The sequence below is a fragment of the Rathayibacter sp. AY1H3 genome (assembly GCF_002932015.1).
Window position 1 is genome coordinate 49,301 of the sequence record NZ_PSUU01000020.1, and the last position, 23,875, is coordinate 73,175.

Sequence of the window (23,875 nt, forward strand, 5' to 3'; positions counted from 1 at the left end):
ACAAAGCACAAAGAGCTTGTCGCGGGTCTACAAGTGTTCAGGGGCGGGAGGGGTTCGGCGAGCGGAGGGCCTCAGCGGCGGGACGGCTTCCGGCGGACGGCGCCGTCCGGGTCGCTCATGGAGCCGAGGATGAGGGCGGACTGGAGGATGAGCGCCTCGCGGGCGCCCGTCGCGTCCCAGCCGATCACCTCGGCGACCCGCTTGAGGCGGTACCGCACCGTGTTCGGGTGCACGAACAGCTCGCGAGCGGTCGCCTCGAGGGAGCGGCCGTTGTCGAGGTAGGCCCACAGCGTGGTCAGAAGCTCGGTCGAGTGCTTCTGCAGGGGCCGGTAGATCTGCGTGATGAGGCTCTGGCGGGCGAGCGGGTCGCCGGCGAGGGCGCGCTCGGGAAGGAGGTCGTCGGCGTTGACCGGTCGCGGTGCGTTCCGCCAGGAGCGGGCGACCGCGAAGCCGGCGAGGGCCGCGCGGGCGCTGCGGGACGCCTCGACCAGGGTCGGCACCTCGTGGCCGAGGACGAGGTGGCCCGTCCCGAAGCCGGGCTCGAGCGCCTCCGCGATCTCGAGGAACGCGACCGGCGGGCCGGTCTCCTCCGTGGCGTTCTCGCTCGGCTCGGCGCGGCCGATGACCAGGACGAGCCGGCTGCCCTGCACGCCGATCAGCACGTCGGCGTCCATGTGCCGGGCCGTGCGGCGCAGCTGGTCGACGTCGAGCATCTTGGGGGCGGTGCCCACCAGGACGGCGACCTCGCCGTGGCCGTGCCAGCCGAGGGCGGCGATCCGGCTGGGCAGCTCGTCGTCGGCCTCGCCCGTGAGGATCGAGTCGACGACCAGCGCCTCCAGGCGCGCGTCCCAGAGACCTCGGGCCTCGGCGGCGCGCGCGTAGACGTCGGCCGCGGCGAAGGCGATCTCGCGCGAGTAGAGGAGGATCGCCTCGCGGAGGTCCTCCCCGCCGTTCTTGATCCGGTCCTCGACGACCTCGACCGTCACCTTGATCAGCTGCAGCGTCTGCGTCAGCGAGACGGAGCGCAGCAGCTCGCGGGGAGCGGCTCCGAACACGTCCGCCGCGATCCACGGCGTGGCCGACGGGTCGTCGAACCACGAGATGAACGAGGTGATGCCGGCCTGGGCGACGAGGCCGACCGCCGAGCGCCGACCGGGGGGCATGCTGCCGTACCAGGGCAGCGTGTCCTCGAGTCGCTTGATCGTCTGCGTCGAGAGCTCACCGGCGAGGGTGCGCAGCCAGGCGAGGGTCTGCTCCTTCGTGCGGGGAGCGCCCGGCCGGGTGGCCGGACGCTCCGCCGCAGGAGCAGGACCCCGCGCACTCGACGGTGCGGGTTCCTGCGAGAGCACGGACTCGTCCGTCAGCTCTCGCCGCCCGCGTTGCCGGTGGTGCCGGCGTTGACGTCGAGGAGGCGGTACTTCTCGATCGCCTGGACGGCGAGCGAGGGGTCGACCTCGCCGCGCTTGGCGAGCAGCTGCAGCGTCCGCACGACGACCGAGGGGCCGTCGATCTGGAAGTAGCGCCGCGCCGCCGCACGGGTGTCCGAGAAGCCGAAGTCGTCCGCGCCGAGCGTCGCGAAGTCGCCCGGGATGAACTGGCGCAGCTGGTCGGGGACCTGGTGCGAGAAGTCCGAGACGGCGACGAAGGGGCCCTTCGCGTCGGCCAGCTTCTGCGTCACGTACGGCACCTGCTCGGCGTCCTCGGGGTGGAGGAAGTTGTGCTGCTCGGCCTTGATGCCGTCGCGGCGCAGCTCGTTCCACGAGGTGACCGACCAGACGTCCGCCGAGACGCCCCAGTCCTCGGCGAGGAGCTTCTGCGCCTCGATCGCCCACGGCACCGCGACGCCCGAGGCGAGGAGCTGGGCCTTCGGCCCGTCCCACTGGCCCCAGGAGATGCGGTGGATGCCGCGGACGATGCCCTCGACGTCGACGTCCTCCGGCTCCTTCGGCTGCACGATCGGCTCGTTGTAGACCGTGATGTAGTACATGACGTTCGGGTCGGTGTGCTTCCCGCCGTACATGCGCTCGAGTCCGGACTGCACGATGTGCGCGATCTCGTACCCGTAGGCCGGGTCGTAGCTCACGACGGCGGGGTTGGTCGCCGCGAGGATCGGGGAGTGGCCGTCCGCGTGCTGGAGGCCCTCGCCGGTCAGCGTGGTGCGTCCCGCGGTGGCGCCGATCATGAAGCCGCGCGACATCATGTCGCCGGCCGCCCAGATCGCGTCGCCCGTGCGCTGGAACCCGAACATCGAGTAGAAGACGTAGACCGGGATGAGCGGCTCGCCCTGCGTCGAGTACGAGGTGCCGATCGCGGTGAACGCCGCGAGGGCGCCCGCCTCGTTGATGCCGACGTGGAGGATCTGGCCCTGCGGGCTCTCCTTGTAGGCCAGGAGGAGCTCGCGGTCGACCGACGTGTAGTGCTGGCCGCGCGGGTTGTAGATCTTCGCGTTCGGGAAGAACGCGTCCATGCCGAAGGTGCGCGCCTCGTCCGGGATGATCGGGACGACGCGGTTGCCGAAGTCCTTCGAGCGGAGGATGTCCTTCAGGATGCGGACGAACGCCATGGTGGTGGCGATCTCCTGCGTCCCGGAGCCCTTCTTGCCGACCGCGTAGGCCGAGTCCTCGGGGAGGTTCAGCTGCGTGTACTTCGAGCGGCGCTCGGGGAGGTAGCCGCCGAGCGCGCGGCGGCGCTCCTGCAGGTACTCGATCGCCTCGTCGTTCTGACCGGGGTGGTAGTACGGCGGGAGGTAGGGGTTCTCCTCGAGCTGCGCGTCCGTGATCGGGATGCGCATGGTGTCGCGGAACGACTTGAGGTTGTCCAGCGTCATCTTCTTCATCTGGTGGGTCGCGTTGCGGCCCTCGAAGCTGCGGCCGAGACCGTAGCCCTTGATGGTGTGGGCGAGGATGACGGTGGGCTGGCCCTTGTGCTCCGTCGCGGCCTTCATGGCCGCGTAGATCTTGCGGTAGTCGTGGCCGCCTCGGCGCAGGCCCCAGATCTGCTCGTCGGAGTAGCCCTCGACGAGCTTCTTGGCGCGCGGGTCGCGGCCGAAGAAGTTCTCGCGGACGTAGGCGCCGTCCTCCGTCTTGTAGGTCTGGAAGTCGCCGTCGGGCGTCTTGTTCATCAGGTCGAGCAGCGCGCCCTCGGTGTCGCGGGCGAGCAGGTCGTCCCACTCGCGGCCCCAGATGAGCTTGATGACGTTCCAGCCCGCGCCGCGGAAGTACGACTCGAGCTCCTGCACGATCTTGCCGTTGCCGCGGACGGGTCCGTCGAGGCGCTGGAGGTTGCAGTTGACGATGAAGTTCAGGTTGTCGAGGCCGTCGTTCGCGGCGACCTGGAGCTGACCGCGCGACTCGACCTCGTCCATCTCGCCGTCGCCGAGGAACGCCCAGACCTGCTGGTCGGAGGCGTCCTTGATGCCGCGGTTGGTGAGGTACTTGTTCGCCTGCGCCTGGTAGATGGCGTTGATCGGGCCGAGGCCCATCGACACGGTCGGGAACTGCCAGAACTCCGGCATGAGCCGCGGGTGCGGGTAGCTGGAGAGCCCGCCGCCCCGGTGCGACTTCTCCTGGCGGAATCCGTCGAGCTGGTGCTCGCTCAGGCGTCCCTCGAGGAAGGCGCGCGCGTACGGGCCGGGGGAGGCGTGGCCCTGGATGAAGATCTGGTCGCCGCCGCCCGGGTGGTCCTGGCCGCGGAAGAAGTGGTTGAAGCCGACCTCGTACAGCGAGGCGCTCGACGCGTACGTCGAGATGTGGCCGCCGACCCCGATGCCGGGACGCTGCGCGCGGTGCACGAGGATGGCCGCGTTCCAGCGGATCCACGCGCGGTAGCGGCGCTCGACGTCCTCGTCGCCCGGGAAGTCGGGCTCGTTCTCGGGCGCGATGGTGTTGATGTAGTCCGTGGTGGGCACCATCGGCACGCCGAGGTGGAGCTCCTTGGAGCGCTTGAGGAGGCTGAGCATGACGTCGCGCCCGCGACCCCGGCCCCGCTCCTCGACGAGCGCATCGAGCGACTCGTTCCACTCCGACGTTTCCTCGGGGTCCGAGTCCACGTGACCGACGGAATACGGGTCCTGATCGTTAACAGTCACCCTCGACCTCTCTCTGGGGGCAGATCGTGCCCGAGACATCACTCTCATGAAGCGGTGCGGATCCGCGGATCCGGGGCTCGGATGACGAGCCGCGCGCGGGCACCTCCGTCAGCCTAGCGATTCCCGTGCCCCGAACCTGGCATCGCACTGTGGTGATCCACGAGGAATGGGCGCCGACGACTGTAGGAGAGCGCCAGACGGGACGCGTCGACCGGCCCGTGATCGGGGGAGACGGGCCGTTCCTTGGAGTCTGTGCGGAGCGGGTCTAGCATTGCCCCTCGTGCTCGCGCGACTCTCGTGCGCACGGAAGGACATCGGACCGATGGCTCTCGAGAAGCTGACCCTGGCTCCCGACTTCGAACTCGCGAACCAGTACGGCGAGCGCATCCAGCTGGGCGACTTCCACGGGCGGCGCAACGTCGCCCTGGTGTTCTTCCCCCTCGCCTTCTCCGGCACCTGCACGGGCGAGTTCTGCGCGCTGCGCGAGAACCTCTCCCTCTTCGAGCACGCCGACGTGGAGCTGATCGGCATCTCGGTCGACTCCAAGCACACGCTGCGCGCCTGGGGCGAGAAGCAGGGCTACGACTTCACGCTCCTCTCCGACTTCTGGCCGCACGGCGACGTCGCCAAGCAGTACGGCGTGTTCACCGAGGCGAAGGGCTACGCGACCCGCGCGACCTTCCTGATCGACAAGGCCGGCGTCATCCGGGACACGTTCATGACCGCCCCGGGCGAGGCGCGCTCGATCGACGCCTACCGCGCCGCGATCGACGCGCTCGCCCCCGCGCACGTCTGACCCTCCGGAGGCGGACCGCCCCGGTCGTCAGCTGAGGATGTTGACGGCCCGCGAGATCACGAGAGCCAGCAGGACGAATCCGGTGAACGCCTCGGCGATCATCAGGAGCTTCATCCGGCTCGACAGCGGCATCGTGTCGGTCGGGCTGAACGCCATGGTGTTCGTCGTCGACACCGAGAGGTAGTCCACGAAGCCGGGCCGCCAGTCGGCGCGCTCGGAGGAGGTCGCGGCGACCTCGGGCGCGGTGTCGCGGTAGGTGTCCTGCGGGAAGGCGAAGTCGGCCGCCGGCAGCTCGGTGCGGGGAAGCGTTCCGCGGGCGACCGGACCGCCGCGGTCGAGCTCCCAGAACAGCAGCGCGTACGCGACGACGTTGGTGACCCAGACCTGGAGTGCGGTGAGCAGCAGCGGAGGGCCGTCGGCCGTCCCGTCGACGAGGTCGATCACCACGGCGACCACGTTCACCTGGTTCGCCACGGCGAGCACGACCGCCAGGGCGATGGAGACCCCGCGCGACCAGCGCGTCTCGCTGTCGAGTCGGTGCGGGTTCACGACGAACAGCGGCACGAGCAGCGCGAGCGTGATGCCGGCGGCGACGAGGCGGACCACCGAGGTGTCGGCGCTGTGGCCGGCCACGTTCAGGGCGACGGCCACCAGGATCGCGGCGGAGGCGGGCCAGCGGCTCTCGGCGCGCCGCCTCGCGCGGGAGTCGCTGTCGGCGGTCATGTGCCGAGGCTAGTGCCCGCAGGGGGCCGCTCCGCCTGCCGTAGGATCGAGTCGATCGTCCGCGGGTGCTCCCGCGACGGGGGCCTTTAGCTCAGTTGGTAGAGCGCCACGTTTACACCGTGGATGTCATCGGTTCGAGCCCGGTAGGGCCCACCACCTCCGTCGATCGGACGCTGCGCGTCAGCGGGACTGGCGGCGCTTGTAGGGCTTCGGCTGGCCCTTGACGATCGGGGCGCGCCCGGTCCCCTTGGAGGCCTTGGCCTTGCCTCCCGACTTCGGGGCCGCCTCCGGCTCGTCGCCGAGCGCGGCGAGCTCCTCGCGGGCCGAGGCGAGGCGCTGCCGCCCGGCCGCGGTGAGGGTCGTGGCGGCGGCACCGGGCTCGAAGAGCGGCTTGCCGAGGTCGAGCTCGACGGCGGCGACGGAGGAGTCGAGCTTCTGCCGCGAGATGCCGAGGCGCTCGGCGGCGCGCACGAAGTGCAGCTCCTCGGCGGCCGCCACGAAGTGGCGCAGCTGGCTGATCTTCATCCCGAACCCTTCACGGCCGCTCCCTGCGGCACGACCACGGTACGCGGTCCGGGAGGGGGGGGCCGACCGCCGGGAGCGCCACCAGGAGCAGCGGCGACCCGTCGATCCGCGCCAGAGGCCCCGGCGGACATTGCCGGACGGAGGCGGGAGGCCTACGGTCGCGCCCGTGGGCGGTCCCGAAGCCGGCCACGGAGAGAGGCCGACGTGGGCGCGCTCATCTACAGCTCGATCGCGTCGCTCGACGGCTACGTGAACGACGCGGACGGCGGATTCGCCTGGGCGGAGCCGCGACCCGCCGTGCACCGCTTCATCACGGAGCGGGAGGGGCGGGTGCGCACGTACCTGTACGGGCGGCGCATGTACGAGGTCATGCGCGCGTGGGAGCAGACCTGGGCCCTCGCGGAGGAGTTCGCGTTCATCCGCGACTTCCAGGAGATGTGGCGGGCGGCCGACAAGGTCGTCTACTCGACCACGCTGGAGTCGGCCGAGACCCGCCGCACCCGCGTCGAGGGCGGGTTCGACCCGGTCGTCGTCGCCGCGCAGGTCAGCGCCGCCGACCACGACGTCTCGATCGGCGGGCCGACCCTCGCCCGGCACGCGCTGCTCGCCGGGATCGTCGACGAGGTGCAGGTCTACACGGTGCCGGTGGCGGTGGGCGGCGGGACCCACTTCCTCCCGTGCGGGTTCCACGCGCGCCTCGACCTGCGCGAGGAGCACCGCTTCGCCGACGGCACCGTCTTCACGCGCTACAGCGTGCGGCGCTGAGACGGGCTACGCGGCACCGACCAGCGCGGCGATCCGCGAGGCGAGCCGGGCGCCCTGAGCGCGTCCGGCCCGGGCGGAGGCGGCGCGGACGGCCGGGTCGAGCGAGTTCGGGCCGAAGGCGCGCACCGACTCCTCGTCGGCGTAGACCACCTCGACCCGCGAGTCCGCGAGGGCGTCGAGCTCGCCGGTCGGGATCAGGCCCGCGCCGGGCGTGCCGACTCCCGGCAGCGGAGTGACGATCAGGACCCAGTCGGCTCCCGCGGCGAGGTCGGCGTTGCTGCCGGAGCGCACGCCGCCGTCCATGTAGCGGACGCCGTCGATGCTGACGGGAGGCCAGACCCCGGGGACGGCGCAGCTGGCGGAGATCGCGTCGACGAGGCCGACACCGCTCTCGCGGTCGAACACGCGCAGCTCACCGGTGGCCGTGTCGACCGCGGTGATGAGCAGACGCTGCTCGGGCCAGTCGGCGTCGCCCACGCGGGCCGAGATGACGGCCCGGCGCGTGTCCTCGGGGAGCGTCTCGGCCTCGAGCGCGAGGGTGCCGATGCGGCGCCGCGCGTCCTGGGGCGAGGTCGCGCCCTCGACGGCCGCGGCGAAGAGGGCCTGGAGGCGCTCACCGTCGACGTCCGCTCCGATCTCGGCGGACTCCTCCTGGAGCTGGGCCTCGTACGACTCGTCGAGACCGGTGCCGGTGCTCAGCTGCGCGGCGACCGCGGAGCCCGCGGAGGTGCCGATGAAGGTCGTCGACGGATCGAGCAGGAGGCGGGCCGCCTCGGGGGAGGCGTCGGCGAGGCCGCGCAGGACGCCGAGCTCCCAGGCGATTCCGGCGAGGCCGCCGCCGGCGAGGACGAGTGCACCAGGCATGGGGGAGGTCCTTTCGATCAGGATCAGGAGGGGGCGGGCGCTGCGGAGCGCCGCAGCACCAACGCTGTCACATCGTCGTGCGCGTCGTCTGCGAGAGCATGCAGACGCTCGAAGAGAGCGGGGTCGTCGTTGCTCCGCACCAGCTCGGCGAGACGGTCGAGCGCGTCGAGGCGCCCGCCGAAGACGTCGAGCAGGCCGTCGCTGCAGGAGAAGAGCGCGTCGCCGGGGGCGAGCACGCGCTGCTCCTCCTCCCAGGAGACGTCGGCGGCGATGCCGAGCGGGACGCCGGTGGAGGCGAGCCGCTCCGTGGTGCCGTCGGCGCGCAGCAGGAGGGTGAGGCCGTGGCCGCTGTCCACGAACGCGACGGCGCCGCTCGCGAGGTCGACCCGGGCGATCAGCGCGGTCGCGAACATCCCGGTCGCTGTCAGATCGGGCAGGAGCTGGCGGTTGACGGCCTCGACGGCTGCCGCGGGAGGGAGCTCCGGCCGCGCCTGGAACGCGGAGCGGATCGCGGAGGCGACGATCGCCGCCGACACCCCCTTGCCCATCACGTCGACCAGCTCGAGGGAGAGATCGTCCCCGCTGCGACGCCACGCCGTGTAGTCGCCGGCGACGTCGTGCAGCGGCGTGGTCAGCGAGTCGAGGCTCCACTCGCCGAGGTCGAGGCGCGGGGGCCAGAGCCGCTCCTGCGTCTCGCTCGCGCGTCCGGAGAAGGCGATCTCGCGCAGCTCCCGCTCCGCCCACCGGCCGAGGTCCTCGAGGATCTCGCGCTCCTCCTCCGAGAAGCCGCGCACCTCGCTGTCGATGATGCAGATCGTGCCGACGCGGAGGCCGTCCCCCACGACGAGCGGGCGGCCCGCGTAGAAGCGCACGTGAGGGGATCCGGTGACGACTCCGCGGTCGGCGAACCGCGGATCGGCGGTGGCGTCCTCGACGACGAGGATGTCGCCCTGCTGGACCGTGACGTCGCACATCGAGTCGGCGCGCAGCATCCTGCTCGCCCGCGCCGAGCGCTGGGGCGACTTCGTGAACTGCGTCGACTCCTCGAGGATGTTGATCTCGGCGAGGGGGACGCGCAGGAGCCGGCGGGCGATGCGGGTGATCCTGTCGAAGCGCTCCTGGGGGGTGCTCAGGCCGATCCCGAGCTCGGCGATCGCGGCGAGGCGGGCGCGCTCGGTCGGCTCGCTCACGTGCGGGTCCGGGCGAGTGCCCAGAGGTTCTGCCCGTCGACACGGCGGTAGGAGAACTCGGTGACGAGGGCGTGGATGAACGGGATCCCGCGGCCTGCCTCGTCCCACTCGTCCGGCATGTCGCGGGGATCGGCGACCTCGGCGGGCGCCTCCTCGGCGGAGTCGTTGAGCGAGGCGCGCAGCTCGGTCGCGTCGACGCGGATCTCGACCAGGCAGATGATGTGCCGGTACGACCGGGCGTGCTGGACGATGTTCGAGGTCAGCTCGACCAGCGCGGTCTCGAACGACATCCGGTCGACCGGCGCGACGCCCGGCTCCTCGAGCCACAGCTCCTCGAGCGCCTCGTGGACGGCGGTGACGCCGTCCTCGGGCGGCGTGCGCACGACGAAGGAGCGCTCAGGCACGGTAGGCCTCCTCGACGGTCTCGGCGCTCCCGAGCAGGCGGTCGAGGTTGGACAGGCCGAGCACCATGGCGGGCTGCTCGCCGGCGGCGGCCACGCGCAGCTCGCCGCCCGCCTTCCGCGCCTCCTTGAGTCCGGCGACGAGGACGCCGAGCCCGGACGAGTCGAGGAACTCGACGGCCGCCAGGTCGACGACCACGCGGACCTCTCCCGCCTCGAGCGCGCGCTGGAGGACCGCTTCGAGCTCCCACGCCGTGGACAGGTCGAGCCGGCCGACGGGGCGGATCACCACGATGTCGGGCTCGATCCGCTCGGTGCTGATCCTCGAGCTGGGCTCCATGGTGTCCTCCTGACGGGACGGCACGCGGTTCCGCAGGGCTCGGAGACGTGGTGAGGACGCGGTCGGGCGCGCGACCGAGGGGCTCCGGATCCGATGCGGGGGTGAATCGGGGAGTTCGTCCGCCTCCGACCGTACAAGGGAACGGGGCGCCCCGTGGGAGGCGTGACCGCATCCGCGCTGCGACACGCGGTGCGCGGCCCCGGGAGGAGGCTCCGCTCAGCCCCGCGCGGCGGCGAGAGCGTCGGCGGCGAGCCGCACGGAGGTGTCCCGGCCGGTCAGCCAGAGCGGCACGGAGCGGGCGCGGAGCCCCGCCGACTCGAGCGCCGGGACCGCGTCCGCGTCCTCCTCGCCGACGAGCCAGGCGTCGAGGAGGCCGCCCCCGCTCCGGGCTCCGTAGTGCCGGCCGACGGCCTCGGCGGAGGTCTCGACGCCGATCGCGGCGAGGCAGGCGTCGGCCATGCCGCGCACCACCGCGCCTCCGATGACGGGGGAGACGCCCACGACGGGTGCGGAGGTCCGGCGGAGGGCGTCCGCGATCCCGGGGACGCCGAGGATCGTGCCGATCGAGACGACGGGATTGGAGGGGGCGACGAGCACCGCGTCGGTGTCGGCGATCGCCTCCAGCACGCCCGGGGCGGGGCGGGCGCTCTCCACCCCCTGCTGGACGAACCGGCGGGCGGGCGCGGACGCGCGCAGCCGCACCCACCACTCCTCGAAGTGGAGGAGCCGCACGCCCTCGCCGGGGAGCTCGACCTCGACGTGGGTCTCGACGTCCTGGTCCGACATCGGCAGCAGGCGGACCCCCAGCGGCCAGCGGGCGGTGATCCGGGCGGTCGCCTCCGAGAGGGTGAGGCCGTCGCGCAGCATCGAGCTGCGGGCGATGTGGGTGCCGAGGTCGAGGTCGCCCAGGGTGAACCACGGCCAGCCGACGCCGAAGGCAGTGAGCTCGGCCGAGACCCGCTCGCTCTCGCCGGCCCGCCCCCAGCCGCGCTCCGTGTCGTTCACTCCGCCGAGCGCGTAGGTGATCGAGTCGAGGTCGGGGCAGACCTTGAGGCCGGTGAGCCACATGTCGTCGCCGGTGTTGACGACGACGGTGATCTCGCTCGCCTCGCCGCCGGCGGCCTCGAGATCGCGGAGGTGCTCGCGGACCGCCGAGGTGAAGCGGGCGCCGCCGACGCCTCCGGCCAGGATCGTGATGCGCATCCGCCCACGCTAGCGGCACCGACGGATTCCTCCCCCGGCGAGCCTTAATGCTGCGGATCCGCGCCGGAAACACCGGGGAAACGTCGAACCCCGACGATGAAGCCCTGTCCCCGGAGCCGGACGGTCCGTCATTGCCTTCGGGCCCGGCGGGGACCACAGTGGGTCCACGTCCCCGGCTCCGCACCGCCCGGCGGAGCACACCGGAGCCGGACAGGGACGCCCGAGCATGGAGGTACCGATGACCATCGTCCGCGCAGCGATCACCCAGACGACCTGGACCGGCGACAAGGAGTCGATGCTCGACAAGCACGAGCGGATGGCCCGGGACGCCGCAGCCGACGGCGCGCAGATCGTCTGCTTCCAGGAGCTGTTCTACGGCCCGTACTTCGGCATCACCCAGGACAAGAAGTACTACCGCTACGCCGAGCCCGCCGACGGGCCGATCGTGCAGCGCTTCGCGGCCCTCGCGAAGGAGCTGGGCGTGGTGATGATCCTCCCGATCTACGAGGAGGAGCAGACCGGCGTCTACTACAACACCGCGGTCGTGGTCGACGCCGACGGGACGATCCTCGGCAAGTACCGCAAGCACCACATCCCGCACCTGGACCGCTTCTGGGAGAAGTTCTACTTCCGGCCCGGGAACCTCGGCTACCCGGTCTTCGACACCGCCGTCGGCAAGGTCGGCGTCCACATCTGCTACGACCGCCACTTCCCGGAGGGCTGGCGGGAGCTGGGCCTGAACGGCGCCCACCTCGTCTTCAACCCCAACGCCACCAAGCCCGGCCTGTCGAACCGCCTCTGGGAGGTCGAAGGCCCGGCGGCCGCGGTGGCGAACGGCTACTTCGTGCTGCAGCCCAACCGCGTCGGCCGGGAGGACAACGAGTACGGCGACCTCGCGGTCGACTTCTACGGCACCAGCCAGATCATCGATCCGCGCGGGGAGTTCGTCGGCGAGCGGGGCTCGGGCGAGGCCGAGGAGATCCTGATCCGCGACCTCGAGATGGACATGGTGCAGGAGATGCGCGACGACTGGCAGTTCTACCGGGACCGCCGGCCGGAGTCGTACACCAGCATCCCGAAGCCGTGACCGCAGACCGAGACGGGGAAGACCGATGAAGACCCTCATCACCGGCGGGACGGTCGTCAACGCGACCGGCACCGGAGCCGCAGACGTCCTGATCGACGGCGAGACCATCGCCGCCGTCCTCGCCCCCGGCTCCACGCTGCTGGGCTTCGACCTGGCGGCCCACGTCGACCGGGTGATCGACGCGCGCGGCAAGTACGTCATCCCGGGCGGGATCGACGCGCACACGCACATGGAGATGCCGTTCGGCGGCACCTCCGCCTCGGACACCTTCGAGACCGGCACGCGCGCCGCGGCCTGGGGCGGCACGACGTCGATCGTCGACTTCGTGGTGCAGTACCCGGGCGAGAGCGTCGTCGACCGGTTCCAGGCGTGGCAGGAGAAGGCGGCCGGCAACTGCGCGATCGACTACGGCTTCCACCAGATCCTCTCGGACGTGCAGGACTCCTCGCTCGTCGCGATGGACGAGCTGATGCGTGAGGGGGTGACCAGCTTCAAGCTGTTCATGGCCTACAAGGGCGTGTTCCTCTCGGACGACGGGCAGATCCTCCGGGCGTTCCAGAAGGGCGCGGAGAACGGCGCGATGATGATGATGCACGCCGAGAACGGCGCCCTCATCGACGAACTTGTGAAGCAGACCCTCGCCGCCGGGAACACCGCGCCGTACTTCCACGGCACCTCTCGCCCCTGGCAGGCGGAGGAGGAGGCGACGCACCGGGCGATCATGATCGCCGACCTCACCGGCGCGCCGCTGTACGTGGTGCACGTCTCCGCGAAGCAGGCGGTGGAGCAGATCGCCCAGGCCCGCGACCGCGGCATGAACGTCTTCGGGGAGACCTGCCCGCAGTACCTCTACCTCTCGCTCGAGGAGCAGCTCGGCGCGCCGGGCTTCGAGGGCGCGAAGTGGGTGTGCTCCACGCCGCTGCGCTCGAAGGCGGAGGGGCATCAGCACCACATGTGGCAGTCGCTGCGCACCAACGACATCCAGATGGTCTCGACCGACCACTGCCCCTTCTGCATGAAGGGCCAGAAGGACATGGGGATCGGCGACTTCTCGAAGATCCCCAACGGCATCGGCTCGGTGGAGCACCGGATGGACCTGATGTACCAGGGCGTGGTGTCGGGGCAGATCTCCCTGCCGCGCTGGGTCGAGCTCACCTCGACCACCCCGGCGCGGATGTTCGGGATGTACGGGAGGAAGGGCGTCATCCAGCCCGGGGCCGACGGCGACGTCGTCGTCTACGACCCGAGCGGGCACACCTCGATCGGGATCGGCGAGGGCCGAAGCCACCACATGAACATGGACTACTCGGCCTGGGAGGGCTTCGAGATCGACGGCCACGTCGACACGGTGATCTCCCGCGGCAGGGTCGTCGTCGACGACGGCTCCTACGTCGGCACGAAGGGCGACGGGGCGTACATCCCGCGCGGTCTGAGCCAGTACCTGATCTGAGCCGGCACCCGATCCGAGCCAGCACCTGATCGAGCAGAAGGAACCCCATGGACTTCGGAGTCGTCCTCCAGACCAACCCGCCCGCCTCGCGCACCGTCGCGCTCGCCGTCCTCGCGGAGACGCACGGCTTCGACTACGCGTGGACCTTCGACTCGCACCTGCTCTGGCAGGAGCCCTACGTGATCTACTCGCAGATCCTCGAGAGGACGCACCGGATCACGGTCGGCCCGATGGTCACCAACCCCGCCACGCGCGACTGGACGGTCATCGCCTCGCTGCACGCGACGCTCAACGAGATGTACGGGAACCGCACGGTGTGCGGGATCGGACGCGGCGACTCGGCGGTGAGGGTGACCGGAGGAGCTCCGACGACGCTCAAGACGCTGCGGGAGTCGATCCACGTCATCCGCGAGCTCGCCAACAGCCGTCCGGTCGAGTACAACGGCCAGACGCTGCAGTTCCCGTGGAGCCGGGGCTCGTCCCTGGAGATGTGGGTGGCCGCCTACGGCCCGCTCGCCCTGAAGCTCGCGGGCGAGGTCGGCGACGGCTTCATCCTGCAGCTGGCCGACGTGGACATCGCGCGCTGGATGATCGGCGCCGTCAAGGAGGCGGCGGCGAACGCCGGCCGGGATCCCGAGTCGCTGCAGTTCTGCGTCGCGGCGCCGATGTACATCGGCACCGACCGGGAGCACATGCGCGACCAGTGCCGCTGGTTCGGCGGGATGGTCGGCAACCACGTGGCCGACATCGTGGGCCGCTACGGCGCCTCCGGAGCGGTGCCGCAGGCGCTGACGGACTACATCGCCGGGCGCGAGGGCTACGACTACAACGAGCACGGCCGCGCGGGCAACAGCCACACCGCCTTCGTGCCGGACGAGATCGTGGAGCGCTTCTGCGTGCTGGGCACGGCGGACGAGCACATCGAGAAGCTCCGGGCGCTCGCCGACATCGGCGTGACGCAGTTCGCGGGATACCTCCAGCACGACAACAAGGAGGAGACGCTGCGGGTGTACGGCGAGCGGGTCATCCCGGAGCTGCGCGAGCACATCGTGGCCCGCGCATGAGACCGGCCCTCGCGCGCGAGCTCGTGCTCGGCGCCGGCGGGCTCCTCCTGCTCGCGCTCGTGTGGGAGGGCTGGAAGGCGCTCGGGCCCGAGGCCGGGGTGGTCGTCGGAGGAGTCACGGTGCTCCCGCGCACGAGCGCCATCGCGATGCCCCACCTCTGGGAGATCGCGGCCCGGCTCGGCGAGCCGGTCACCGGAGCGCGGAACGCCCCGGCGCTCTGGTCGGCCGTCCTGGGGGCGAGCGCCTTCTCGCTCGGGATCGCCGCGGTCGGCTGGGTCGTCGGCACGGTCGTGGGGCTGCTCCTGGCTCTCCTGATGCAGCGGTTCCGCACCGCGGAGTCGGCGGTGCTGCCCTGGATCGTGCTGAGCCAGACGGTGCCCCTGATCGCGATCGCCCCACTGGTGCGGCGCTGGGGGTCGCAGCTCGAGCTCGGACCGGTGACCTGGGAGAACTGGATGTCGGTGGCCCTGATCGCCTCCTACCTCGCGTTCTTCCCCGTCTCGATCGGGGCGCTCCGCGGGCTCGGCTCGCCGACGGCCCACCAGGTCGAGCTGATGCACGTCTACGGCGTCGGCTGGTGGAAGACGCTGGTGCGCCTGAGGCTGCCGGCGAGCGTGCCCTACCTGCTGCCGGCCCTCCGGCTCGGAGCGGTCAGCGCCGTCGTCGGCACGATCGTCGCCGAGGTCTCGATCGGCCTGCGCGGCGGGATCGGCCGCATGATCATCGAGTTCGCCTCCGCTGCCGGAGGCGACCCCGCCAAGCCCTGGGCGCCGATCCTCGGGGCGGTGCTGGTGGGCCTCGCGGCCGCCGGCGCCGTCGCTCTGCTCGGCACCCTCCTCCGTCCGTACCGCCGAGGGGAGCAGCCCGCATGAGCCCTGCAGGATCCGCGGTCGTCGTCGACTCCGTCACGAGGACCTTCACCACCGCTCGCGCCGCGAGCGTCACGGCGCTCCAGGACGTCTCGCTCGAGGTGGCCGCGGGGGAGTTCGTCTCGCTGATCGGCCCGTCCGGCTGCGGCAAGTCGACGCTGCTGCGGCTGATCGCCGACCTCGACGAGCCGGACTCCGGCTCGATCGCCGTGTTCGGCAAGACGGCCCGGCAGGCGAGGCTCGACCAGGACTACGGGATCGCGTTCCAGCAGGCGGGCCTCCTGCCGTGGCGCACGATCCGGGCGAACATCGCCCTGCCGCTGGAGCTGCACGGCGTCGCCGCGACCGCCCGGCGCTCGCGCGTCGACGAGCTGCTGGCGCTGGTCGGGCTCGGCGACTTCGCCGACTCCTACCCTGACCAGCTCTCCGGTGGGATGCAGCAGCGCGTCGCCATCGCGCGGGCGCTCGCCGAGAGCCCGCGCCTGCTCCTCATGGACGAGCCGTTCGGGGCGCTCGACGAGATGACCCGCGAGCGGATGCAGACGGAGCTGCTGCGGATCCGGCGCGAGACCGGCGCCGCCGTCGTCTTCGTCACCCATTCGATCCCGGAGGCGGTGTTCCTCTCGGACCGCGTCGTGGTGATGTCGCCGCGGCCGGGCAGGATCCGCGACGTCCTCCCGGTCGGACTCCCCGGAGCATCCGAGCGCGACGCGGCGGTCAGGGAGGACACGGCGTTCTTCCGCGACGTGAGCGCCGTGCGCGAGCTGCTGCACGGGGATCCCGCCGCCGTGCCGCGCGGAGTGGAGAACCGGTGAGCACGACGGCGCTGGCGCGCAGCGTGCTCGCGCCGCTCGTGCTCGGGATCGCCGCGGTCCTGCTCTGGCAGGCCGGGGTCACCGCTCTGGCGATCCAGCCGTTCGTGCTCCCGTCGCCGCTGGCGATCGGACGGGAGTTCGCCGCGAACCTCGGCTCCGTCGCCGAGGGCAGCGCGGTGACCGGCCGCAACGCGCTGGTCGGCCTGCTGGTCGGCGCGGTGCTGGCGGTCGTGGTCGCCGGGCTCTCGGCGCTCGCGCGGGTCTTCGACGGACTGGTCGCGCCGATCGTGGCCGCGGCCGCCGTCGTGCCGATCGTCGCCCTCGCTCCGGTGCTCTACACGATGTTCGGAGCGAACGCCGAGACCGCGAGGCAGCTCGTTGCGGCGCTCGCCGTGTTCGTGCCGGTGTACGTGACGACGCTGCGCGGGCTGCGGCAGGCCGCTCCGGTGCACCGCGACCTGCTGAAGGCCTACGCGGCGACCCCCTGGCAGACCGCCCGCACGATCACGCTGCCGGGAGCGGTGCCCTACGTCTTCACGGGGCTCCGCATCGCCTCTTCGCTCGCGGTGATCTCGGCGCTGGTCGCCGAGTACTTCGGCGGACCCGTGGGCGGGCTCGGCAAGTCGATCACGACGGCGGCCTCGGGCAGCGACTACGCGCTCGCCTACGCCTACGTCCTGGGCGCCGTGCTCGTCGGCCTCGCGTTCTACTGCGTGACGGCCGCGCTCGAGGCGTTCGCGCTGCGCCGCAGCCGGCTGCGCTGAGCGCGGTGCCGCGCGTCCCCGCACCCTCCTCGATCCTCCCGATTCCCGATTCCCGACTCCCGATTCCCGACTCCACCCGACGCACCATCCGCACCGCCCGCATCATCAGCGCCACCTGCACCACAGCACCACCTGCACCGCCGCACCACGGGGCGCGCCGCACCGGCGACCCCGCAGACCGCACCAGGAGGACCCGTGACCAGACGCACCCGCATCACCCTGACGACGACCGCCGCCTTCGCGGCCGTGGGCCTCGCGCTCACCGGCTGCAGCGCCTCCGGCGGCTCCGACCCGGGGTCGGACTCCGGCTCCGGCGGCCTCACGCCGGTCACCCTGCAGCTGCAGTGGGTGGCCCAGGCGCAGTTCGCCGGGTACTACGCCGCGCTCGACCAGGGCTACTACGAGGACGAGGGCCTCGACGTGACGATCGCCGAGGGAGGCGGCGACATCGTCCCCCAGGACGTGCTCGCCTCGGGCGACGCGGACTACGCGATCTCCTGGGTGCCCAAGGTCCTCGGCTCGATCGAGCAGGGGGCCGGGATCACCGACGTCGCGCAGATCTTCGAGCGCAGCGCCACCACGCAGATCTCCTTCAAGGACAAGGGGATCACCTCGCCGGCCGACCTGGCCGGGAAGAGCGTGGGCAGCTGGGGCTACGGCAACGAGTGGGAGCTGTTCGCCGGCATGCAGAAGGACGGCGTCTCCCTCGACGACATCTCGCTGGTGCAGCAGCAGTTCGACATGAACGGCTTCCTCGCGGGCGACATCGACGCGGCCCAGGCGATGACCTACAACGAGTACGCCCAGGTCCTCGAGACCGTGAACCCCGCCACAGGCGAGCTGTACCGGCCGGACGACCTGAACGTCATCAGCTGGAACGACGTGGGCACCGCGATGCTCCAGGACGCGATCTGGGCGGACGCGGGCAGGCTCGCCGACGACGACGCGTACGCCGAGCAGACGGTCGCCTTCATCAAGGCCTCGATCAAGGGCTGGATCTTCGCGAAGGACGACCCGCAGGCGGCGGCCGACATCGTCACCGCGGCCGGATCCACGCTCGGCACCAGCCACCAGCTCTGGATGACCAACGAGGTCAACAAGCTGATCTGGCCCTCGACGAGCGGCGTCGGGATGATCGACGAGGCCGCGTGGCAGCAGACGGTCGACATCGCGAAGGAGACGGAGAACGAGACGGAAGCGACGATCATCAGCGCGGACCCGCCCGCCACCGCCTACTCGAACGAGTACGTCGAGAAGGCGCTCGCGGAGCTCGCCGAGGAGGGAGTGGACACGAGCGGTGCCGACTACGCGCCGATCGACGTGACGCTGGAGGCCGGCGGCGCCTGAGCCCGGACTCCGCCCCTCCCGGCTCCTCCCGGCCCCTCCCGCCCCGGAGGGGGCCGGGAGGGGTAGGCTGGACCCTCGTGACTACTTTCAAGAAGACGCCGTTCACCGTGAACGTGCGCGACCTCGTGAGGCGGCCGGGCGAGATGCGCGAGCACCGCCTCGAGCTCGAGGCGCCGGAGCAGTTCGGCGAGGGGATCGTCGCGGTCCGCAAGGGATCGGCCGTCGATCTCGACGTCCGGCTCGAGTCCGTGCACGAGGGGATCCTGGCCAGTGTCGAGGTGTCGGCGAGGGCCGACGGCGAGTGCAGCCGGTGCCTGACCGACATCTCCCTGCCTGTCGATGTCGAGTTCCAGGAACTTTTCGCGTACTCTTCTGACGAAGCTTTCGACTATGAGGTTCACGACGACCACGTGGATCTTGAACCTCTGGTCAGGGATGCGGTGGTTCTGTCGCTGCCGTTCCAGCCGGTCTGCCGGCCGGACTGTCCGGGCCTCGACCCCGTCACGGGGGAGCGGCTGGCCGATTCCTCCACGCCCGAACCCGAGGCGCCGCGCGACTCCCGGTGGGCCGCGCTCGCAGGGTTGAGCGAGGGGGACGGCGGGGCCGCAGCGCCCGGAGCTTCCACCGACAGAGCTTCCGCAGACAGCGGTGAGGGCGCGACCGCCCGCACCGAATCCGACTAGAGGTAGAGAAGAGAGAATCATGGCTGTTCCCAAGAGGAAGAAGTCCCGCGCGAACACCCACGCCCGTCGTTCGCAGTGGAAGGCCGAGGTCCCCACCCTCGTCAAGACCATCGAGAACGGCAAGGTCGTCTACAGCCTTCCCCACCGCGCCAAGGTCGTCGAGGACTCCGCGGGCACCGCGCTGTTCCTCGAGTACAAGGGCCGCAAGGTCGCCGACGTCTGATCCCGCTCCTGGTCCGCACGGCGCGGGGCGCACCGCCCCTCGACGAACGGACCGCGGTCCATGGTGAACCAGACCTCCGCACGACCCTCCAGCGACGACCGGTCGCGTCTGGAGGCCACGCTCGGCGTGAGCCTCGACGGTGAGCTCTTCGAGCTCGCCCTGACGCACCGGTCGTTCGCTTTCGAGCACGGCGGCATCCCGCACAACGAGCGCCTCGAGTTCCTCGGCGACTCGATCCTCGGGCAGGCCGTGACCGTCATGCTCTACACCGAGTACCCCGCCCTCAGCGAGGGCGACCTGGCCAAACGCCGGGCGAGCCTCGTCTCGACCGTCGCGCTCGCCGAGATCGCCCGCGGCATCGGCCTGGGCGAGTTCCTCCGCCTCGGACGCGGCGAGGAGCTGACCGGCGGCCGCGACAAGGCGTCGATCCTCGCCGACACCGTCGAGGCCATCATCGGCGCCGTCTACCTGGGTACCGGGCCCGACGCGGCCCGCGACCTGGTGCTGCGCCTGATCGCCCCTCTGCGGGCCGATCCGCTCCGCTTCGGCGTCTCGATGGACCCGAAGACGAGCCTCCAGGAGGCGGCCGCCGAGCGCGGTGCGCCGGCCCCGCGCTACGAGATCGCCGCCACCGGCCCCGACCACAACAAGGTGTTCGTCGCCACCGTGATCGTCGGCGGACTCGTCACCGCCCGCGGCGAGGGGACGAGCAAGAAGGCGGCCGAGATGGCCGCCGCGCTCGACGCGTGGACGCGTCTGGCGGCCCCCGGCGCACCCGCCGCTCCCGCGGTCTCGGACTGACCGTGCCCGAGCTGCCCGAGGTCGAGGTGGTGCGGGCGGGCCTCGCTCCCGCGGTCACCGGCTCCCTGGTGACCGGCGTCGAGATCGTCGACGAGCGCTCGCTGAAGCGGCACGTGCATCCGCACGGGACCTTCGAGCGCCTGCTCGTCGGGCGCACGCTGGAAGCGGCGGTGCGGCGAGGCAAGTTCCTCTGGCTGCCCGCCGGCCGCGACGAGGCGCTGCTGGTGCACCTCGGCATGAGCGGCCAGGTGCTGCTGCGCACGGCGGATGCGGCGCTGCCGCGGCTGGCGCGCATCCGGATCGGGATCGAGCACCCCGAGCACGGCGAGCTCGCCCTGCACTTCGTCGACCAGCGGATCTTCGGCTCGATGGCGGTCGACGCTCTGGTGCCGACCCCGGACGGAGCGCCGGGCGGCTACGCGGGCGTGGAGGCCCGCGGAGGCGGCTGGCTGCGCGCCGTGCCCTCGCAGGTCGCGCACATCGCCCGCGATCCGCTCGACCCCTCCTTCGACCTGGGCTCGGTCGTCGCGTCGCTGGCGAGGAGGAGCAGCGGGATCAAGCGGGCGCTGCTCGACCAGACGCTCGTGAGCGGCATCGGGAACATCTACGCGGACGAGTCGCTGTGGGCGGCGGAGCTGCACCCGGAGCGGCCGAGCTCGTCGCTCGGCGAGGCGCGCATCCGCCGCCTCTTCGCCGAGGTCCGCTCGGTGCTCGAGCGGGCGCTTGCCGAGGGCGGCACCAGCTTCGATGCGCAGTACGTGAACGTGAACGGCGCCTCCGGCTACTTCTCGCACAGCCTGCACGCCTACGGGCAGACGGGGAAGCCGTGCGCCCGGTGCGGCGAGGCGATCGTGCGGGTGCCGTTCATGAACCGCTCCTCGCACCTCTGCCCGCACTGCCAGCAGCTGCCGCGCTGAGGCACCGGAAGGCGCCGCCTCAGGCGGCGGCGTCGGCGGGCGCCGGAGCGTACCGGGAGTGGACGACGAGCTCGCCCAGCAGCGTCGCGACGAGCGTGATGACGGCGGCGATCGCCAGGCCGAGCCAGAGTCCGACCAGCAGGGCGAGCGCGCCGACTCCGGCACCCGCGGCGATCAGGACGATCGCGGCCGCGCGGCGGAACCACGGCTGACCGGAGCCTCCCGCCAGGCGGGAGTCCGCAGCGAGGCCCGTGATCGTCGAGGTGACGACGACCGTCGTGACGTCCTTGACGGCGAGGTGGCGGGCGGTCGCGGCCTGGAGGCCCATCGCCCCGCCCAGCGCGCCGGTGACGGTGAAGGCGAGCGGCTCGGGGTGCTCGGGCACGACCGCGAGCACGATCGCCAGGACGCCGAGCAGGATGCCGACCACCGCGAAGAGCCAGGTCGAGCGCGAGGTCCAGCCCTTCTTCACCGGGCGGAGCACCCGGCCGCCGATCACGGCGCCGATCATGAAGGCGCCCAGCGCGATCAGGGGCCCGACCACGGGCAGGTCGGCCGCGCCGGAGAGGGCCATGCCGAGGATGACGACGTTGCCGGTCATGTTGCCGGCGAAGACGCGGTCGAGCCCGAGGTACCCGACGGCGTCGATGATGCCGGTCGAGAAGGTGAGGGCGAGCATCAGGCCGAGGGTCGCGCCCTCGGAGCGGGTGCGCAGGCGTCGGAACACGGGAGTCCTGTCGTCGGGGGCGGGTCTGGAGAATCGTGGCACACGCGTGCACATGCTCGAAACACGGCGCGGTTAGGGTCGGACGGCGCGGACGGGCCGCGCGGGAGGCGGACGCGCATGCGGTGGACGGAGTGGGCGGTGCAGCCCGGTGAGGGAGTGCCGCCGGGGGTGGACTACCTGCCGGCCGAGCCGGGTTCGGTGCTGTGGGGGCGCCTGCCGTGCGCGGCGGACGTGTCCGTGCTCACCGTCGACTCGGGGGCCGAGGTCGTCATCGACACGCTCAGCCACGAGGGCGTGCTGGAGGATCAGGGCCGCGATCCGGTCGCCTTCTTCGGCCGCCACGGAGTCGCTCCGGAGGGGGTGCTGCGCGACGCGGTCGCGCTCGCCGCGGACGGGCCGTTCCGCGACGGCGAGACGGACGGGCCGCACGTGGTCACGGGGCCGATCGCCGTCCGGGGAGCGCTGCCGGGGGACCTGCTCCGGATGACCCTCCTCGAGGCCGAGCCGCGCGTGCCGTACGGAGTCGTCTCGAACCGGCACGGCCGCGGGGCGCTGCCGGGCGAGTACCCGCTGCAGGAGGGGCCGTTCAGCGTCTTCGCGCGCGTCGACGAGGACGCGCAGGGCGGTCTCCGCGGCGTGATCCCGCTGGTGCCGGGAGGAGAGCGGGCCGCCCGGTTCCCGCTCCGGCCGTTCCTCGGGATCATGGGCGTCGCCGTCGCAGGGGAGGAGCGCCCGCACTCCGTGCCGCCCGGTGCGCACGGGGGCAACATCGACATCGCACTGCTGACCGCCGAAACCAGCCTCTACCTTCCCGTGCAGGTCCCGGGCGCGCTCGCGTACGTCGGCGATCCCCACTTCGCGCAGGGCGACGGCGAGGTGGCGCTGACGGCGATGGAGGCGAGCCTGCGCGTCCGGGTGCGCCTGGAGGTCGTCCCGCGTGCCGAGGCGATCGCGGCGTTCGGGGAGCTGCTCGGGCCGATGGGGGAGACCGGCGAGTTCCTCGTGCCCACCGGGATGGACGAGGACCTGGACGTCGCCGTGCAGAAGTGCGTCCGCGCGGCCATCGCGCTGCTGGCGGCCCGCTACGGGATGGACCCGGCTCACGCCTACGCCTACCTCAGCGCGGCGACCGACTTCGACATCTCGCAGGTCGTCGACCTGGTGAAGGGCGTGCACGCCCGCGTCCGGACGGCCGACTTCGATGACTGACCCGCGGGTGACGACGCTCGAGGGTGACCTGCCGGACGGGCTGGTGGACGCGGTTCTGGCGTACGAGGCGGCGCTCGGGGCTGACGACGTCGCGGCGCTCGCCGACGCGTTCGTGGACGCGCCGACGACGCTCCGGGGCGACGCCTCCGGACTGCTCGTCGGCCACGCGGTCATCACCGGCTTCCGGGGTCGTCGCGGCGGGGCGCCGGTGCGGGAGCTGGTCGAGCTGCACGTGCGGGCGGTCGATGCGGACACGGCGCTCGTGGTCAGCGTGAACGCTCCGGCCCGTGGCGGGCGCGGGCTCGTCACGCAGCTGTGGTCGCGCGAGGGCGGGACCTGGCGGGTGCGCGCCGCGCAGGTGCAGGCGCCCTCGCCCGCGCTGGACCCCCGTGTCTGGCGGGCCGTCGGCGCGCCGCTCGTGCCGGCCGCCGGCTCCGGGACCCTCGACGGACTGGACGTCGCGGTCAAGGACCTCTTCGCGATCGAGGGCCAGCGGATCGGCGCGGGAGTGCCGGCCCGCCTCGCTTCCGCGCCGATCGAGGCGGCGACCGCTCCGGCCGTCGCGCAGCTGCTCGCAGCGGGAGCGTCGGTGCGCGGGATCGCTCAGACCGACGAGTTCGCCTACAGCATCGCCGGCCGGAACTCCGGCTACGGGACGCCGCCCAATCCGGCCGTGCCCGGAGCGATCCCGGGCGGATCGTCGAGCGGACCGGCGACCGCCGTGTCGCTCGGGCAGGCCGCCGTCGGGCTGGCGACCGACACCGCGGGATCGATCCGGGTACCCGCCTCCTACCAGGGCCTGTGGGGGCTGAGGACGACCCACGGTGCGGTGCCCGTCGAGGGGCTGCTGCCGCTGGCGCCGAGCTTCGACACCGTCGGGTGGCTGACGCGGGACCTCGGCACGCTGAGGCGGGTGGCCGAGGTCTGCCTGCCGTCCGGCTCGCCGGTCCGGAGTCTCGCGGTGGCGCCGGCACTCCTGGGCGGAGTGGACGCGGCCGTTCGGGCGGCGTTCCGATCGGCGGTCG

At 72.0% G+C, this 23,875-nt stretch carries 25 protein-coding genes and 1 tRNA gene; 16 read left to right on the forward strand and 10 right to left on the reverse strand.

Annotation, left to right across the window (positions count from 1 at the left end):
* Window positions 1-71 precede the first annotated feature (71 nt).
* Window positions 72-1,238 carry a CdaR family transcriptional regulator gene (locus C5C33_RS09550; protein WP_181027189.1) on the reverse strand — a complete coding sequence of 389 codons (1,167 nt, stop codon included), beginning with the start codon at window positions 1,236-1,238 and terminating at the stop codon, window positions 72-74.
* A gap of 122 nt (window positions 1,239-1,360) precedes the next feature.
* On the reverse strand, window positions 1,361-4,087 hold the full coding sequence (aceE, locus tag C5C33_RS09555) for a pyruvate dehydrogenase (acetyl-transferring), homodimeric type (protein ID WP_104223467.1): 2,727 nt from the start codon (window positions 4,085-4,087) through the stop codon (window positions 1,361-1,363).
* A gap of 322 nt (window positions 4,088-4,409) precedes the next feature.
* On the opposite strand from aceE, the gene C5C33_RS09560 reads away from it, so the two are divergent.
* Window positions 4,410-4,883 carry a peroxiredoxin gene (locus tag C5C33_RS09560; protein WP_104223507.1) on the forward strand — a complete coding sequence of 158 codons (474 nt, stop codon included), beginning with the start codon at window positions 4,410-4,412 and terminating at the stop codon, window positions 4,881-4,883.
* A 27-nt stretch (window positions 4,884-4,910) separates the two neighbouring features.
* Here the strand turns inward: C5C33_RS09560 and C5C33_RS09565 are convergent, their stop codons facing one another.
* A complete protein-coding gene (locus tag C5C33_RS09565) occupies window positions 4,911-5,606 on the reverse strand; it encodes a hypothetical protein (RefSeq protein WP_104226669.1) in 696 nt (231 codons plus the stop codon).
* Window positions 5,607-5,686: 80 nt separating this feature from the next.
* Between C5C33_RS09565 and C5C33_RS09570 the strand changes: the two genes are divergently transcribed.
* A tRNA-Val gene (locus tag C5C33_RS09570) sits at window positions 5,687-5,762 on the forward strand.
* A 24-nt stretch (window positions 5,763-5,786) separates the two neighbouring features.
* On the opposite strand, the gene C5C33_RS09575 is transcribed toward C5C33_RS09570, so the two are convergent.
* On the reverse strand, window positions 5,787-6,131 hold the full coding sequence (locus tag C5C33_RS09575; RefSeq protein WP_104260986.1) for a LysR family transcriptional regulator: 345 nt from the start codon (window positions 6,129-6,131) through the stop codon (window positions 5,787-5,789).
* 204 nt (window positions 6,132-6,335) lie between these two features.
* Here C5C33_RS09575 and C5C33_RS09580 point away from each other — a divergent pair, with 204 nt between their 5' ends.
* Window positions 6,336-6,896 (forward strand): dihydrofolate reductase family protein, encoded by a 561-nt coding sequence (locus C5C33_RS09580; RefSeq protein ID WP_104226668.1) that lies wholly within the window; start codon window positions 6,336-6,338, stop codon window positions 6,894-6,896.
* 6 nt (window positions 6,897-6,902) lie between these two features.
* Here the strand turns inward: C5C33_RS09580 and C5C33_RS09585 are convergent, their stop codons facing one another.
* The 5 genes from C5C33_RS09585 to cofD all read right to left on the reverse strand — a co-directional run bounded on the left by C5C33_RS09585 (window position 6,903) and on the right by cofD (window position 10,894).
* Complete coding sequence (locus C5C33_RS09585) at window positions 6,903-7,760, reverse strand: patatin-like phospholipase family protein (protein ID WP_104260987.1); 858 nt, start codon at window positions 7,758-7,760, stop codon at window positions 6,903-6,905.
* Window positions 7,761-7,783: 23 nt separating this feature from the next.
* Complete coding sequence (locus C5C33_RS09590) at window positions 7,784-8,950, reverse strand: PP2C family protein-serine/threonine phosphatase (RefSeq protein ID WP_181125651.1); 1,167 nt, start codon at window positions 8,948-8,950, stop codon at window positions 7,784-7,786.
* The gene (locus C5C33_RS09595) at window positions 8,947-9,354 is read right to left on the reverse strand and encodes an ATP-binding protein (RefSeq protein ID WP_104223473.1); all 408 of its coding nucleotides are present in this window, start codon (window positions 9,352-9,354) and stop codon (window positions 8,947-8,949) included. The genes C5C33_RS09590 and C5C33_RS09595 overlap by 4 nt, the downstream gene beginning before the upstream one ends.
* Window positions 9,347-9,691 carry an STAS domain-containing protein gene (locus tag C5C33_RS09600; protein WP_104223474.1) on the reverse strand — a complete coding sequence of 115 codons (345 nt, stop codon included), beginning with the start codon at window positions 9,689-9,691 and terminating at the stop codon, window positions 9,347-9,349. Before C5C33_RS09600 ends, C5C33_RS09595 begins: the two co-directional genes overlap by 8 nt.
* A 216-nt stretch (window positions 9,692-9,907) precedes the next feature.
* Window positions 9,908-10,894, reverse strand: a complete 987-nt coding sequence (gene cofD, locus C5C33_RS09605; RefSeq protein ID WP_104260989.1) for a 2-phospho-L-lactate transferase — start codon at window positions 10,892-10,894, stop codon at window positions 9,908-9,910.
* A 238-nt stretch (window positions 10,895-11,132) separates the two neighbouring features.
* Here cofD and C5C33_RS09610 point away from each other — a divergent pair, with 238 nt between their 5' ends.
* The 11 genes from C5C33_RS09610 (at window position 11,133) to mutM (ending at window position 20,914) form a co-directional block, all read left to right on the forward strand.
* Window positions 11,133-11,981: a nitrilase-related carbon-nitrogen hydrolase gene (locus tag C5C33_RS09610; protein WP_104238196.1), complete on the forward strand. Its 849-nt coding sequence runs from the start codon at window positions 11,133-11,135 to the stop codon at window positions 11,979-11,981.
* A 25-nt stretch (window positions 11,982-12,006) separates the two neighbouring features.
* Window positions 12,007-13,431, forward strand: coding sequence for a dihydropyrimidinase (gene hydA / locus C5C33_RS09615; protein ID WP_104223477.1), 1,425 nt, complete (start codon window positions 12,007-12,009; stop codon window positions 13,429-13,431).
* 47 nt (window positions 13,432-13,478) lie between these two features.
* The gene (locus tag C5C33_RS09620; protein WP_104238194.1) at window positions 13,479-14,495 is read left to right on the forward strand and encodes a TIGR03842 family LLM class F420-dependent oxidoreductase; all 1,017 of its coding nucleotides are present in this window, start codon (window positions 13,479-13,481) and stop codon (window positions 14,493-14,495) included.
* The gene (locus C5C33_RS09625) at window positions 14,492-15,367 is read left to right on the forward strand and encodes an ABC transporter permease (protein ID WP_104260990.1); all 876 of its coding nucleotides are present in this window, start codon (window positions 14,492-14,494) and stop codon (window positions 15,365-15,367) included. Before C5C33_RS09620 ends, C5C33_RS09625 begins: the two co-directional genes overlap by 4 nt.
* On the forward strand, window positions 15,364-16,179 hold the full coding sequence (locus C5C33_RS09630; protein WP_104226661.1) for an ABC transporter ATP-binding protein: 816 nt from the start codon (window positions 15,364-15,366) through the stop codon (window positions 16,177-16,179). Before C5C33_RS09625 ends, C5C33_RS09630 begins: the two co-directional genes overlap by 4 nt.
* The gene (locus C5C33_RS09635; RefSeq protein WP_104234206.1) at window positions 16,176-16,943 is read left to right on the forward strand and encodes an ABC transporter permease; all 768 of its coding nucleotides are present in this window, start codon (window positions 16,176-16,178) and stop codon (window positions 16,941-16,943) included. The genes C5C33_RS09630 and C5C33_RS09635 overlap by 4 nt, the downstream gene beginning before the upstream one ends.
* Before the next feature lie 195 nt (window positions 16,944-17,138).
* Window positions 17,139-18,290, forward strand: coding sequence for an ABC transporter substrate-binding protein (locus C5C33_RS09640; RefSeq protein ID WP_258069214.1), 1,152 nt, complete (start codon window positions 17,139-17,141; stop codon window positions 18,288-18,290).
* A 143-nt stretch (window positions 18,291-18,433) separates the two neighbouring features.
* Window positions 18,434-18,973, forward strand: coding sequence for a DUF177 domain-containing protein (locus C5C33_RS09645; RefSeq protein ID WP_104226701.1), 540 nt, complete (start codon window positions 18,434-18,436; stop codon window positions 18,971-18,973).
* A gap of 19 nt (window positions 18,974-18,992) precedes the next feature.
* Window positions 18,993-19,196: a 50S ribosomal protein L32 gene (rpmF, locus tag C5C33_RS09650; protein ID WP_104223482.1), complete on the forward strand. Its 204-nt coding sequence runs from the start codon at window positions 18,993-18,995 to the stop codon at window positions 19,194-19,196.
* 60 nt (window positions 19,197-19,256) lie between these two features.
* The gene (gene rnc, locus C5C33_RS09655; protein WP_104250952.1) at window positions 19,257-19,997 is read left to right on the forward strand and encodes a ribonuclease III; all 741 of its coding nucleotides are present in this window, start codon (window positions 19,257-19,259) and stop codon (window positions 19,995-19,997) included.
* 2 nt (window positions 19,998-19,999) lie between these two features.
* Window positions 20,000-20,914, forward strand: a complete 915-nt coding sequence (gene mutM, locus C5C33_RS09660; protein WP_104260999.1) for a bifunctional DNA-formamidopyrimidine glycosylase/DNA-(apurinic or apyrimidinic site) lyase — start codon at window positions 20,000-20,002, stop codon at window positions 20,912-20,914.
* Window positions 20,915-20,933: 19 nt separating this feature from the next.
* Here mutM and C5C33_RS09665 read toward each other — a convergent pair whose 3' ends face one another.
* On the reverse strand, window positions 20,934-21,641 hold the full coding sequence (locus C5C33_RS09665; RefSeq protein WP_308471021.1) for a YoaK family protein: 708 nt from the start codon (window positions 21,639-21,641) through the stop codon (window positions 20,934-20,936).
* Window positions 21,642-21,758: 117 nt separating this feature from the next.
* Here C5C33_RS09665 and C5C33_RS09670 point away from each other — a divergent pair, with 117 nt between their 5' ends.
* Window positions 21,759-22,850 carry an acetamidase/formamidase family protein gene (locus C5C33_RS09670; protein ID WP_104260992.1) on the forward strand — a complete coding sequence of 364 codons (1,092 nt, stop codon included), beginning with the start codon at window positions 21,759-21,761 and terminating at the stop codon, window positions 22,848-22,850.
* The coding region (locus tag C5C33_RS09675; RefSeq protein ID WP_146085769.1) for an AtzH-like domain-containing protein at window positions 22,843-23,875 on the forward strand (1,033 nt) is incomplete at its 3' end. The genes C5C33_RS09670 and C5C33_RS09675, both read left to right, overlap by 8 nt.